Origin of the sequence: Pseudomonas sp. URIL14HWK12:I5 (assembly GCF_900176445.1) — a bacterium.
Classification (GTDB): domain Bacteria; phylum Pseudomonadota; class Gammaproteobacteria; order Pseudomonadales; family Pseudomonadaceae; genus Aquipseudomonas; species Aquipseudomonas monteilii.
The window spans coordinates 224,006-238,236 of record NZ_FWXQ01000003.1 but is presented as its reverse complement, the minus strand read 5'-3'; the positions used below and the strand labels follow the sequence as shown (position 1 = coordinate 238,236).

Annotated in this window: 8 protein-coding genes and 2 pseudogenes; 5 read left to right on the top strand and 5 right to left on the bottom strand. The window is 53.2% G+C overall.

Features of this window, described 5'->3' with window-relative positions; genetic code table 11:
• Nucleotides 1-51 precede the first annotated feature (51 nt).
• The 4 genes from B9A31_RS09245 to rfbA all read left to right on the top strand — a co-directional run bounded on the left by B9A31_RS09245 (nucleotide 52) and on the right by rfbA (nucleotide 5,002).
• Nucleotides 52-2,049 (top strand): polysaccharide biosynthesis protein, encoded by a 1,998-nt coding sequence (locus B9A31_RS09245; RefSeq protein ID WP_019096960.1) that lies wholly within the window; start codon nucleotides 52-54, stop codon nucleotides 2,047-2,049.
• A 102-nt stretch (nucleotides 2,050-2,151) separates the two neighbouring features.
• Nucleotides 2,152-3,222: a dTDP-glucose 4,6-dehydratase gene (gene rfbB / locus B9A31_RS09240; protein ID WP_025754738.1), complete on the top strand. Its 1,071-nt coding sequence runs from the start codon at nucleotides 2,152-2,154 to the stop codon at nucleotides 3,220-3,222.
• A complete protein-coding gene (rfbD, locus tag B9A31_RS09235; RefSeq protein WP_084296899.1) occupies nucleotides 3,219-4,115 on the top strand; it encodes a dTDP-4-dehydrorhamnose reductase in 897 nt (298 codons plus the stop codon). The genes rfbB and rfbD overlap by 4 nt, the downstream gene beginning before the upstream one ends.
• A gap of 5 nt (nucleotides 4,116-4,120) precedes the next feature.
• Nucleotides 4,121-5,002: a glucose-1-phosphate thymidylyltransferase RfbA gene (rfbA, locus tag B9A31_RS09230; RefSeq protein WP_019096958.1), complete on the top strand. Its 882-nt coding sequence runs from the start codon at nucleotides 4,121-4,123 to the stop codon at nucleotides 5,000-5,002.
• 110 nt (nucleotides 5,003-5,112) lie between these two features.
• On the opposite strand, the pseudogene B9A31_RS27440 reads toward rfbA, so the two are convergent.
• From B9A31_RS27440 to B9A31_RS09215, 3 genes and pseudogenes are all read right to left on the bottom strand, one after another.
• Nucleotides 5,113-5,264 (bottom strand): annotated as a pseudogene (locus B9A31_RS27440) (IS5/IS1182 family transposase); the annotation flags it as partial.
• Between the two features lie 111 nt (nucleotides 5,265-5,375).
• Nucleotides 5,376-7,385 (bottom strand): heparinase II/III domain-containing protein, encoded by a 2,010-nt coding sequence (locus tag B9A31_RS09225; protein WP_159453277.1) that lies wholly within the window; start codon nucleotides 7,383-7,385, stop codon nucleotides 5,376-5,378.
• A 927-nt stretch (nucleotides 7,386-8,312) separates the two neighbouring features.
• Entirely contained in the window at nucleotides 8,313-10,283 is a 1,971-nt protein-coding gene (locus B9A31_RS09215) for an acyltransferase family protein (RefSeq protein ID WP_084296897.1), read from the bottom strand.
• A gap of 154 nt (nucleotides 10,284-10,437) precedes the next feature.
• On the opposite strand from B9A31_RS09215, the pseudogene B9A31_RS27720 reads away from it, so the two are divergent.
• Nucleotides 10,438-10,761: pseudogene (locus B9A31_RS27720) on the top strand (transposase); the annotation flags it as partial.
• Nucleotides 10,762-11,109: 348 nt separating this feature from the next.
• On the opposite strand, the gene B9A31_RS09205 reads toward B9A31_RS27720, so the two are convergent.
• Nucleotides 11,110-12,189, bottom strand: a complete 1,080-nt coding sequence (locus B9A31_RS09205) for a DUF6270 domain-containing protein (protein WP_080587345.1) — start codon at nucleotides 12,187-12,189, stop codon at nucleotides 11,110-11,112.
• 742 nt (nucleotides 12,190-12,931) lie between these two features.
• Nucleotides 12,932-14,137 (bottom strand): acyltransferase family protein, encoded by a 1,206-nt coding sequence (locus B9A31_RS09200; RefSeq protein WP_019096954.1) that lies wholly within the window; start codon nucleotides 14,135-14,137, stop codon nucleotides 12,932-12,934.
• Nucleotides 14,138-14,231: the final 94 nt, after the last annotated feature.

The following is a 14,231-nucleotide window of genomic DNA, read 5'->3' as shown; positions in this document are numbered from 1 at the left end:
GATAGGACGAAGACAGTAGACATGTCACTTTGGAAAGCCCTCAGAGGTTCTATGGATAAGCTGCGCTCAAGACTGCTTGGACTACCTCGGCGCCACAAACGGCTGATTCAGGTAGCGACTGATGTGATTCTGGTCTGGTTCGCGCTGTGGCTGGCGTTTGTCGTGCGCCTGGGTATCGACGACCTGGCCAATCCTGTTCGTGACCACACTTGGCTGTTCATCACGGCGCCGATCATCTCCATCCCGTTATTCATCCGCTTCGGCTTGTACCGGGCGGTGATGCGCTATTTCGGCAATGATGCGCTGATCGCCATCATCAAGGCCGTGACCCTGTCAGCGCTGATTCTCGGCTTCATCATTTACTGGGCCAGCAACCACCAGAACGTGGTGCCTCGCTCGATCACCTTCAACTACTGGTGGCTGAGCCTGATCATGGTCGGCGGCCTGCGCCTGGCCATGCGCCAGTACTTCCTCGGTGACTGGTTCGCCACCGCCGTGCAACATGTGCCTTTCGCCAACCGCGACGACGGGCTGCCACGGGTTGCCGTCTATGGCGCCGGTTCTGCCGGCAACCAACTGGTGGCGGCCCTGCGCATGGGCAAGGCCATGCGTCCTGTGGCGTTCATCGACGACGATGCCAGCATCACCGACCGGGTGATCGCCGGCCTGCAGGTGTACCAGCCAGAACAGCTGCAACGCATGATCGATGACACCGGCGCCGAAGAAATCCTGCTGGCGCTGCCCTCGGTCAGCCGCAGCCGCCGCCGCGAAATTCTCAACCTGCTTGAAGGCTACCCGCTGCACGTGCGCAGTGTGCCCGGCTTCATGGACCTGGCCAGCGGCCGGGTGAAGGTGGACGATATCCAGGAAGTGGACATCGCCGACCTGCTGGGCCGTGACGCGGTACCGGCACAAGATGACCTGCTGCAGCACTGCATCATCGACCAGACCGTGATGGTGACGGGGGCCGGCGGCTCGATCGGTTCCGAGCTGTGTCGCCAGATCCTGGGGCAAACACCGCGTACGCTGCTGCTGTTCGAGCACAGTGAATTCAACCTGTACACCATTGCTGGCGAACTGGAGCAACGTATCCTGCGCGAAGGCCTGGCCGTGCAACTGATCCCGATACTGGGCTCGGTCCGCGACCAGGCCAAGATGCTGGACGTGATGCGTGCCTGGCAGGTAGATACCGTGTACCACGCCGCCGCCTACAAGCACGTGCCCATCGTCGAGCACAACATTGCCGAGGGCCTGTCGAACAACGTGTTCGGCACGCTGTACACCGCCCAGGCGGCGCTGCAGGCTGGCGTGTCCAACTTCGTGCTGATTTCCACCGACAAGGCCGTGCGCCCCACCAACGTCATGGGCAGCACCAAGCGCCTGGCCGAAATGGTGCTGCAGGCCCTCAGCAACGAGCTGGCGCCGGTGCTGATGGGGGACACCGGCAATGTATCGCAGGTGAACAAAACCCGTTTCACCATGGTGCGCTTCGGCAATGTGCTGGGTTCGTCGGGCTCGGTCATCCCGTTGTTTCACAAACAGATCAAGAACGGCGGGCCACTGACCGTGACCCACCCGAAAATCACCCGCTACTTCATGACAATCCCCGAGGCTGCGCAGTTGGTGATCCAGGCCGGCTCCATGGGGCAGGGCGGCGATGTGTTCGTGCTGGACATGGGCGAGCCGGTGAAAATTGTGGAACTGGCCGAAAAAATGATTCACCTGTCGGGCTTCAGCATCCGCTCCGAGCGAAACCCGCTGGGCGATATCGCCATCAACTTTACCGGCCTGCGCCCAGGCGAAAAACTGTACGAAGAATTGTTGATTGGCGACAACGTGATTGCCACACGCCACCCCATGATCATGAGCGCCAACGAAGACTACCTGCCCTGGGATGTGCTGAAGCAACGCCTGGATGCATTGAAAACCGCAACTTCGACGGATGACTTTGCCACTGTGCGCCAGTTGCTGCGCGACACCGTGAGCGGCTACGTGCCCGGCGGGGAAATTGTGGACTGGCTGTACCAGCGCCGGCGGCTGGAGCCCTGAACGCTGTACTGACAAATAGAACAGGCGTTGCCGGCACAGGAGCGCCCACATGAACTTCAAACGCTGTGAAGTTTGAAAGCAGGAATTGGGAAGAACTGAACAATGACTATTCTGGTAACGGGTGGTGCGGGTTTCATTGGTGCGAATTTCGTGCTGGACTGGCTGGCCGGTAGCGACGAGCCCGTGGTCAACCTCGACAAGCTCACCTATGCAGGCAACCTGCAAACCCTCAGCAGCCTGCAGGGCGACAAGCGCCACATCTTCGTGCATGGCGATATCGGCGACTCCGAACTGGTAACCCGCTTGCTGAAGGAGCACCAGCCGCGCGCGATCGTCAACTTCGCCGCCGAGTCCCACGTCGACCGCTCGATCCATGGGCCCGAAGACTTCATCGAAACCAACATCGTCGGCACCTTCCGCCTGCTGGAAGCCGTACGTGCCTACTGGGGCGGCCTGGATGAACAGTCGCGCCAGGCGTTCCGCTTCCTCCATGTGTCCACCGACGAGGTGTACGGCTCGCTGGCTGCCGACGAACCGGCCTTCACCGAAACCCACCAGTACCAGCCCAACAGCCCGTACTCGGCCAGCAAAGCCGCCAGTGACCACTTGGTGCGTTCCTACCACCACACCTACGGCCTGCCGGTGCTGACCACCAACTGCTCGAACAACTACGGCCCGTATCACTTCCCGGAAAAGCTCATCCCGCTGATGATCGTCAACGCCCTGGCCGGCAAGCCACTGCCGGTGTACGGTGACGGCCAGCAAATTCGCGACTGGCTGTATGTAAAAGACCACTGCAGCGCCATCCGCCGTGTGCTGGAAGCCGGCACCACCGGTGAGGTGTACAACGTAGGCGGCTGGAACGAAAAGCCCAACCTGGAAATCGTCAACCGCGTGTGCGCCTTGCTGGACGAACTGCGCCCGCGCGCCGACGGCAAGCCTTACGCCGAGCAGATCACCTACGTGACCGATCGCCCCGGGCACGACCGCCGCTATGCCATCGACGCCCGCAAGCTGGAACGCGAGCTGGGCTGGAAACCTGCTGAAACCTTCGAAACCGGCATTCGCAAAACCGTTGCCTGGTACCTCGACAACCAGGAATGGGTGCAGAACGTACAGTCTGGCAGCTACCGCGAGTGGGTTGAAAAGAACTACGCAGGGCGCTCGGCATGAAAATTCTGCTACTGGGCAAGGACGGCCAGGTAGGTTGGGAGCTGCAACGCAGCCTGGCCCCGCTGGGCCAGGTGCTGGCGCTGAACAGCCGCAGCCAGTCGCACTGCGGCGACCTGGCCAACCTTTCAGGCCTGGCCGAAACGGTACGCGCCTATGCCCCCGATGTGATCGTTAACGCCGCTGCCTACACCGCCGTCGACAAGGCAGAAAGCGAGCGCGAGCTGGCCTTCAAGGTAAACGCCGAGGCCGTGGGTGTGCTCGCCCGTGCTGCCGCCGACTGCGGCGCACTGCTGGTGCATTACTCCACCGACTACGTATTCCCGGGGCAGGGCGCCCAGGCCTGGCGCGAAGACGACAGTGTCGGCCCGCTGAATACCTACGGCGCAAGCAAGCTGGCGGGCGAGCAAGCCATCCAGGCTGCCGCCTGCCAGCACCTGATCTTCCGTACCTGCTGGGTGTATGCCGCCCGCGGCAACAACTTTGCCAAGACCATGCTACGCCTGGCTGCCGAACGCGACAGCCTGGGTGTGATCGACGATCAGTTCGGCGCCCCCACTGGCGCCGAACTGATCGCCGACATTACCGCACACGCCATCACCGCCACCCGAGCCAATCCGGCTTTGGCTGGCCTGTATCACCTGGCGGCCGGTGGCGAGACCACCTGGTGCGGCTACGCCCGCTACGTGCTGGAACAGTCAGCAGCCCAAGGCGTGGCATTGAAAGCCCACGCCGAACAGGTCAACCCGTTGACCACGGATGCCTATCCGACCCCGGCCAAGCGACCGGCTAACTCGCGTCTCGATACCAACAAACTGCAGAAGGCTTTTGCCCTGACTCTGCCAGACTGGCGCCAGGGAGTGGCCCGCATGCTCAAGGAAATTCACGAGAAATGACCACTATGAAGCGTAAAGGCATCATTCTGGCGGGCGGGTCGGGTACCCGCCTGCACCCAGCGACCCTGGCAATTTCCAAGCAGCTGTTGCCGGTGTACGACAAACCGATGATCTACTACCCGCTGACCACATTGATGCTGGCGGGCATCCAGGACATTCTGATCATCTCCACCCCGCAAGACACCCCCCGCTTCGAGCAACTGCTGGGCGACGGCCATCAGTGGGGCATCAATATCACCTACGCCGTGCAGGCCTCGCCAGACGGTTTGGCACAAGCCTTCCTGATTGGTGAAGACTTCATCGGCAACGACCTGTCGGCGCTGGTGTTGGGCGACAACATCTATTACGGCCACGACTTCCAGCAGTTGCTGCGCAATGCCATGGGCCGCGACGAAGGCGCCAGCGTGTTTGCCTACCATGTGCATGACCCCGAGCGTTATGGCGTGGTTGAGTTCGATGACAAGGGCAAGGCAATCAGCCTGGAAGAAAAGCCTGCCAAGCCGAAGTCCAGCTATGCCGTGACCGGGTTGTATTTCTACGACAAGGACGTGGTCGAGATTGCCAAAGGCATCAAGCCGTCTGCGCGGGGTGAACTGGAGATTACCGATCTGAACCGGGTGTACCTGGAGCAGAACCGGCTGTCGGTGGAGATCATGGGGCGCGGGTATGCCTGGCTGGATACCGGGACGCACGATTCGTTGCTGGAGGCTAGCGGGTACATCGCCACGATTGAGCGGCGGCAGGGGCTGAAGGTGGCTTGCCCGGAAGAGGTGGCGTACAGGCAGGGGTGGATTGGGGCGGAGCAGCTGTTGAAGCTGGCTGAGCCGTTGGCCAAGAATGGGTATGGGCAGTATTTGAAGCGGTTGGTGGGGGATAGGGTTTATTGAATCAGGCCTTGAGCCTTATCTGACTATGGGAAATAGACGATGAAGTATGAGCTGCATACTCGCCTTCATCATCTGCATCTTTGTCTGATGCATTTCAGGATCACGCTTGGCTCCCTTGGTCTTGGTCGAACTGTACGCCCCGACTTGAGGTAGTGCAGTTCGATCAACGCAACCAGCCCGCTCCAACGCCCAATCGGTCTCACTTCGGCTAAAAACGCTCGTGGCGGGGCTGCTCGCGTTTACCAGCGTACTCGAAATCGGAAAGCTCATCTGACTAATGGGCAGACTTGTGCGAGATTGGTTGAACGGGGGCTATTTCAGCACAGGTCGGGCGACCTGTGCTCATTTGGTCGGAGAATCCTTAACTGTCTATTCAACTTGGGCACTGAACCTTACATGCGATCGGTGAAAGGCGCTCGAATGCATGGCTAGAAAGCTGGCTCATTGTTGCGCCCTCTGACAACTTCAAGGCGACGGTGAAACTAGCGACAGGGTCGGTGGAGATAAATTCTAAACAAGAATTTTCAAGAATTTTTCCGAATTTAATGGAGTGCCAGCCGCGAATATCGGGCTCGGTCTGGCCAAAGACTAATCGACCACCGGCGGAGCTTAGCGAAAACAAACTTCCACTGATGCCGCCTCCGTGGAGAGTGAAGACGCCCGGGTCGCTTTGATTGATCATGATACTAGGTCCAAAAAGAAATCTTTGAACTTTGGCCTCTGAAAACTCCCAAGAGGATGAGGCTTTATCTATTTTAATAATGTCGTTTATCCAGATTTCATCAGGCCAACAAACTATTATGGTCCTCGTAGCTGAAACAGTGCCATCCTGCGTTGTGTAGTGGCACTTCACCTCAAAGCCTGAATCGGTCTCGCAGAAATAATCAATTGATCCCAAAATCCGGCCGAAGGTCTTGATGATTTCTATTCGACGCTGATGATCGAAAGCTACTGGATATATACCTGAGTGCGCAGTCGCTGAATCAACATATCTACCAAATCCCGCCTCTCTATCGTAAGAGTAAGAGCCCGCATCAATTAGAATATCTACTCCTTTATACCTTAGCGTAATGCTGGAGTCGTCCATCTGCTTGTGAGTTTCTGCTCTAGATCCGCACTGCAAGGAAAGATAGAAATCATCGTTCTTGACAACTGCAAATCCGGAGTCAGGGAAAATCTTTGACTGATTGATAGATGTTTTATTCAATAAGATTACAGGAGAATCCCCCACTGGGGGGATGCTGCCGTCTTGGCGTATGCAATGGCGCAACGAAATTTCAGCACGATTTATAATGTTTCTTAAATTCGAAAATTCAGGCGATATCAATTCTTCAGTATCAAGTAAGTTGCAAAAAATCTGATAAAGCTCAAGGTTATAATTGTGGTAGCCTATGGTGTTCTCATTGCATAAGCCGTCTTTGCAGAAGGCTTTCGTTGCAAGGCTCAAGGTTCTGGATGTGGAGATACTATAATATTTTTTTCTTAAGTCGCTGGACGAAGAGAAGAAATGACTTGCAGTGGCAAGTGCTATGTTGCACATGAGTCCGTGATTGGATTCGTGAAAATTTTCATCAGAAGAGAGCCATTCTAAACATCGATAAAGCTCAGAATAAACTCGGAAGCGTATATCTTTGTGTTCGGTTTTAGAGTTGTGTGTGATTTGTAGGTATTTGATAAGGACATTAACGCGAGTGGCTGTTGAGTGATCGCCAGATGGGATCGATTCAACATACAACCTATTTTCTGGTGTGGTTACAAACTGCAAGAAGCTCTCAATGCTTTGAGTTGCTATCGAAAGAAAAATTGGCTTTCTATTCAGCTCAAAGGTTGACAGCAAGCAGCCTGCGAAGTTAAGGGATAGTAGCCACAAAACATTAGAGTTATTGTTGCTTTTAAATTTGCGTCTCCAATCGATCCGCGTCAATTCTCCCAGTTCAATTTCTTCGCAATATTTAGCCAGGGGGAAGCGTAGAAATCCGTTTTCGTTGAAATTTTGATTGGTTAGAGGGGCAAAATCTTGCGGAATTTTAGTGAAAGTCTGAGAAAAGGAATGGTTGGATTTAGTGGTTAAGTCCTGTGGGCTTTCTTGCGGAAGTTTATTGTGGTGTGATTTGTATGAGTTCACGAAAATCCAATTGGATTTTTCAAATTCGACGGGCTCTTTCGCGATCTTCAAAAACCCAGCGACTTGGTAGTTGCCTGTAATTTTTTTTGTGTCAAAGTTAAATGAGGGGCTTGGTGAATAGCGGGAGGTATGAATCCTCTCATTATTTCTGAAAATGTAGTATGCAAACTGGGCATTCTCTAAGCTTTCATTTAACAGGATTAAGCAATTTATCTTCCCATTAATTAACTCTGCTTGGACCTTTTGAATTCTCTTCATTTTCCATCCTGGATGACTTTCTGTGTGATTCATTTTATAGAAAGAATGATCACCCAACGCAATGCAGCTTGCGTTCTGATCGTGTGGTGCGTAGCCGTTTTACCGGAATGCTGCTGCCGGTCGATGAGAAGTGGCCGGGGTGGAGGGCGCACCTAGGTGTTCAGTTCCAGAGAGTCATGGTACATCCTTAGCGCCTCATGAGGAGGATGCATTTTGGAAGGACGTATCCATGGCTCAGCCCGCACGACGCCGAGTATCCGAGCCGAGCTCCAGACGTCGCAAGAGTCCAATCGAAAGCTCGCCGCCCGCTATCGACTGAGCGTGAAGACCGTCATCAAATGGCGATCACGAGCCACCACGCAGGATTCTCGGATGGGGCCAGCCAAACCATGTAGTGCCAAGCTGACAGCCGGTGAGGAGTCGATGTTGGTCGAGTTCCGATAGCGGACAATGATGCCCCTGGACAACATGCTGGGTCACCTACTTTCCACAATCGAGCCGCAGCGCCTTATAGCACTGTCTGGTGCGTCACGGGGTCAACCAAGCGCCCAAAAGCGGAACCGCAGCCAAACGTGGCAAGTTCGAAAAAATGGAGATGGGCTATCTGCACATCGATAGCTCGGAGTTACGTCTTGAGAGCGGCAAGCAGCCCTTGATCGTGGCGATTGATCGCGTAACGAAGTTTACCTACGTTGCGTTTTCGACTCCGCGACAAAATCGGGAGCACAGCATCGGGGATCAGTCGAGTGCCTTGAAAGTGGGGTTCTGGAGCACTTACGAAGGATTCAGAAGTAGCGCTAGGTCAGTGGCGTTGCTAATGGTAGCTAAGAGATGATGGCTAGATCATAATCAGAGCTCGGTTTCTGACCCACCGCTGATAAGCAAGTGGGTCGGAAACGCTCAAGTGATCAGGCAGAGTTGAAGGCGCTATTGAGCGCTATTGATGCCAAGCTGCTGTGCTTTCGAAGAGAGTGCTGCAATCGGTTGTGGCAACGTTTCAGTTTTAATTACTTCACGTCCGATCAGCTCTGATCCAACCATGCTCAGGTGGCCGCGATCGTAGTAAAGCAGCGCATCACCTTGATAAGCAGAGCAAACCCCGTTTTTACACACCTGATCCCGCACGCCAAATGTGCTGACGTTTGGATATCGGCTTGCCAGCTCCATCAGGTAGGTATTTGTCTCGCTATCTGACGTTGATGCAAATGTCGACTTTGAAGCGCAATCCATTCCTGGGAAGCGAATGGACTTAGCGCTGCACATGCGATCCAGCTCTTCAAAAACAGGTACGTTCAAGGCGATTATCACTTGATTGCCATTACTGGCCAATTCGGCGACAGTCTTCTCGAACTGAGTTTTGCCATTTGCTCTGGCATAGTTTTCCCAAGCTGCGCCAATGATTACGGTACGATAGTTCTTCGATTCAGCGAAGGCTCTGTCATTGAATTCCTGACAGGATTGCTGCTGTGCTGGTGGTACCAGTCCTTTTAGTTCACGAACTGGTGGGCAGGAAGAGTGCGAGATATTACGCACGGTGAAGTGAGTATTCTCTGCCACCACCTTCATATAGCCCACGTAGTGAGCAGCGTTGGAATCGCCCCACAGCAACGTTTCTGCCGCCTGCGACTTATCACCGATCAGGCATCGTTCCTGGGTCCACAGCTTGGGGTCATTCTTGAACATCTGGCAGTTGAACGGGAATTTGCTCGCTGCCTTGGTATTGAAGTCGTGCTGATTCAACTGGGTGAGGTAGGCTTTCCCGGACGCGGAAGGCCAGACCCCTTTGTTCTGAACGAGTACGTAGCTAATAGCCACAACCGCCAGGCTCGTTGCGAAGATCGGGGTTGCCTTGGTAATCAGCCAGCGAGGCGAATATGAACGGAAAGGCGTTTCGATCAGGCGGTACGAGAGCTCGGTTAAAGTCCACATGAGCAGGGCACATGCGATGCCTCCTTCGAGGGTTGGCTCTCCGTAGGCATAGCGATAGAACGCCAGCACTGGCCAGTGCCAAAGGTAGAGTGAGAACGAGCGAAAGCCAATCGCCCGAGCGATGGGTTGCGCCAAAATTTTGGTAAGTCGACCAGTTTGGTTGGATCCACCAAGAATCAAAAGCGCCGCGCCTACCGATGGGATGATGGAGCGGATGCCAGGGAACCCACCTTTCTCATCGAGTACAGCGAGAGCACCGCCGATTAAGACCAAGCCTGCAACGCCTGCAGCATTCGCCGCTACAGCACTGACACGGCGAGAGTCCAGCCACAGGAACAGCAATGCGCCGATCAGCAATTCACCCGCACGGGACGGCAGCATGTAGTAGGCGAACGACGGGTCGCGGGTTACGTAGTATTCACTTACTGCGAATGAGGTAATGGCGATGATCACTGCAGTGGCCGTAAGCAGACGTTTGCCGCCCAGCTTCATGGCGATGATCATCAGGGCTGGCCAGATCATGTAGAACTGTTCTTCTACACCCAGCGACCACATGTGCAGCAGAGGCACGGTCTCAGAGGATGGCGCGAAATAGCTGGTATCCAGGAATAGCCAGAAGTATACGTTTGCAGCCGAAAGAGCCGCCGCGATCGCGGAACCCGATAGGTCTTTGACGTCTGCCGGCATGAGTAGTATCGACCCTGCCAGCAGGGTCACTGCTGTCACGAAAATCGCAGCAGGGAGGATCCGTCGGACGCGGCGACCATAGAAGTCAGCAAATGAGAAGCTGGCACCTTTGCCATAGATGATTCCAGTAATCAGGAATCCTGAGATGACAAAGAACACGTCGACACCGACAAAACCGCCGGGTAGCCACTGCTTGTTGAAGTGGAAGATTGTAACGGCCAAAACGGCCAGGGCCCTCAGTCCGTCTATGTCTGGACGATAGGCCAATTGCTTGCCATGCATTTGCTAAATCCCTAGAACCTCTCGAAAGGGGGCGATGATACCGTTTTGCCTTGTTCTTAGCCTAGAGAAACTCCGATCAAGTCGTACAGGTTGGCCGACCTGTGCTGAAATACTCCCACTCGACCACCTCCAGCTAGCCCCACCCAGAACTCAGATGAGTTTTTCCGATTCCGGGTACACTGGTATGAGCAAGAAAAGCTGCCGTGAGCGTTTCATCGCGGGGATGGAGCGGTCGTTTCGTGGAGCGGATTGGCGTTGATTGGGCTAAGGCAGGTGGCAGTCGTAAACCCTATCCATCGAAACTATGTTGCGCATCCATCGACTGCATAGCTGGTTTTCGCTGAGCAATCCGGTCATGGAGGAAGCGCCGTACGAGATCATCTCGATACGCCAGCTTGCGCGACGCTCAGCGCCACAATCCCCAAAATACACGACGATCATGAAATTCCGGCACCCGCTGGAGAAATACCAGCTGGCGTTCATGGCACTGCCGCGAACGTGGCCGATGTGATGGAAGTCTCTCAACTGTTGCATGGTTAAGAAAACACAGTGCGCTTTACAAGGCACGGCGCAAGATCGAAAAACTCAGGTACGGGCAAAGTTCGAGCACCTGCTTAGGGTGATCAAGCGTCAGTTCGATTATGTAAAACCCGCTTTCGCCCTGGTTCTCAAACCCGTCAGCGGCTGAAAGTCGAACTGTTCTGGGGCAGGAGGCTAGTCATTACCGGTTGTCGGTTCACTGGATCGGTGTTCGCATAATGTGTCGCTGGTTAGAGTTCAGTTTTGAACGCTGAAATTTTATGCCGTCCATTCGACTATTGCTCGCTTAGAAACTCAACGGCCTCACGGTACATTTGCAAGAAGCTTTTTCACCTAAAGCGTCCTGATAGAAAGCCATTACGGTCAACTCTCCAGGTGTTTCAGGAATAGGGAAGCGAGCATCTGGCAAGCCTTCATACCAACGAACGTCATGTCGTTCGCCATTGACTAGTAGGTAAAATGCGAATTCGCCACTCTCGTGTATTCTTCCATCTACTACCAATGAGCAGTGCGCAAAAATACCACTCTCAGACTTACATGCGGCGACGGTAATAGTTGCACCTTCAGAGATAAGCAGCGATTTCTTCGGTGTGGAGTCTTCGCGTAGTAAACCCTTGGTGCTGTGTCCAGGTTCTATGGAGTCCAATTGTGCGAGAGCTGCTTTATAATATTGCTCGCTATAGTGGAAAGGGGAGGCGCCCCAGCGGTGATGTTCATCTGATGTTAAGAGTTGTACTGGGAAATGTAGGAACTGATGTTTGGAGAGTTTCTTTTCCAGTTCCTTGTACATCCAGTCCAGCTCTTGGTTGGCCTTCTCAACCGTAGCTAAAGAAACTGGAAAAATCGTATCGCTTGAATTTTCAAAGCGTGAAGCCCAATAGACTTTATTGACAATCAGGCGGTCAAGTTTATTATGGAGCTCCAGGACTGAAAGAAATTTGTGCATCCCTTCAACCCACAGAGCTCGCCGCTCAGATGACCCTGGTTTGATTAATTTGAAACCATGGACGCTGCTGTCGGTCAGTAAGCCGCTCTCGGCTAATTCACTAGAATTTGTAATAATTTGCCCTGACGGTAGAGCTACAAGATCAAACCTTTCATCGATTAGATCGATCAGTATTATGTCGGCGTTCTGAAATACGTCTGGCTGTGTAAGAATTTGTTTGGAGAAATCGCATGCAACCATTCGCCGCCTGAACGCAGAAGGTATACGGTTAAGTGCGTCTTCATTTTCGTATGGGGCACTGCTTAGCGAAGCCATTGAAGATCTTGCAAAGTAATCCGTTAACTTAAATGTTCGGCTGTTCTCTAGGTTGAATATGTCTCTAGATACACAACTGCCGTAAATAGTTAAGTTCTTGGTCACTATCTTCTTCAGCCTTTTTATTCTTGCTTCACATAAATGGGTGTGGGTCCTGTTCCCTCAGGCCTTCAGTTCGCTCCGCGCCCGCTGTGGAGGAAAGCTTGGCAGTATCCAAGGTGTCGAATAGCGGCAGCGGAATCCCATTATCCATAGAAGGCATAGGAATGCAACGCAGGTCCTGCGATCAGCTACCCATTTTTCTGCGCAGACATCCAGCTGCAATGAGTATTGGATCCAATGCTGGATGATTTGAACCAATTTGTATCGAAATTGTCGCTTTTTGCAATATTGATCCGGGATCGATCGTCTGATCGAGGTGTGAGTCTGCGCAAAAATGTGAGGTTCATCACATTAAAGGCGGCTGTGGTGCGAGACCCGCTTGAAGCACTATATGGAGCAGTAAGACAAGGTAGATTGTTTCAGTGCTTTAGTGTGTTAAGTAGAAGGTTGCGACTGGTGGTGGGGCTAATTTACTGTCGTTAATTTTCGATTTTTATGGAGATAAAGGTCGGGTATTTGTTAGTTTGTGTCGATAAGTTCCCTCAAGTTTATCTGGTGCTTTCAAAGAGCCATGTGCGTGGATGCGCCACGTACTGTGCGCCTGTTCGCAGCCGTCCTCTGCGGAGGATTACGAGCGCCCCTGCCGTGGAACAGTACACTCAATTACAGATCTAAGCGCTCCGTAACCTGCTAGTCAGGTGGGGTTCATGGAGCGCTTAAAATACACTTGCCTTCACCGTCGGATTTAGGCTTGCGCTGGGTGCTGTTGATCGGCTTCCTTTTTTAGGGATTTAGATTTGCTATCCAGTAAAAGAGAGGAGAGCTTATTTGCTAAAGTAATAGCAGGTAAGTCAATTTTCAAATGGAAGAAATAGGAGGCGATAAGGGTCAGGGCTATTGTTGTGCTCAATGTCAATATCATGGCAGAAAAATTCATGCCGAAATGCTTGGTGAAAAACTGAGCGACAACAACCAGGATGAAGGTGTGCAGCAGGTAGAGAGAGAATGAGAGCTTACCGAGCCACTTCATAGGCGTGCAGTCCAAAACTGCGAATGCGCGTTGTGCGTTCAATACGCTGAGTAGAATGATCAAGCCTCCGAATGCAGGCATAATCAACAGCCATGAAGGCTGATAGCCTGTAACGCTGGACAGCGAACGAGTCATATTGCTGAGCAATGCATAAGAAGCGCTTGCAGAGTGAAAACCCGCCAAGTACAGCCCAACGAGCAGGCCGATCAAACAGGTCGCAGTTCTCATGCGGCTGGTTTTTTCCTCACTGAATCGGAATGTGATTAGCATTGAACCGAGGAAAAATAGCGACGTATACATGGCCGTTTTGTTCGTTGACGCAGAAAGTGCTAGGAACGCTGCGATGCAAAAAATACGGTATACAAAGGAGTTTCCGCCAAAGAGTGCGACTGCTGCAAAGATGGCGAAGGACCCAATGAGTTCTATCTGGATGGTCCAGAGTACATAGTTGTAGCGGCTGTCCCCTAAAGCTAATGCGCCATAAGTAGCGTCGCGAATAGCACCGTCCCATGTTGCGTTGAACAGATAGGGTGTTGAAAGTACTGGAGACGGACTGACATCCGGAGCCTCGTAAACGCCAAGCTTCATCAGGGTGCATCCGATAAGCACAGACGCGGCGACCGGTACGCCTAGGCGGATATAGCGTTTAATTGAGGCTTTGCGAATAGAGCCAAGCACATCGACGTGCCGTGAAATGCTATAGGTAAGCACCAGGCCGCTTAAAATAAAAAACATTGATACAGAGAAGCCGCCGCGGTAGAAGAAAGAGAATGGGCTGTCAAACCATTCGATTCCGTCTAGTGGGCGGCCGTTAGTCCGTAGACCCAAGTGCATCGCCGGGTAGTACCAGAACAGCGCATGAGAAAAAATCACTATCACGGCGGCAATGCCGCGAATCCCATCCAGCTTGGACAGACTCATTTTATGAAGTCCGCTTATCATTTTCTTATATCAATCCTGTGGTTATGCTCAGGTAGCGATCAGTTTGGATGCCTTGGGGACGAAATCAAAGGTG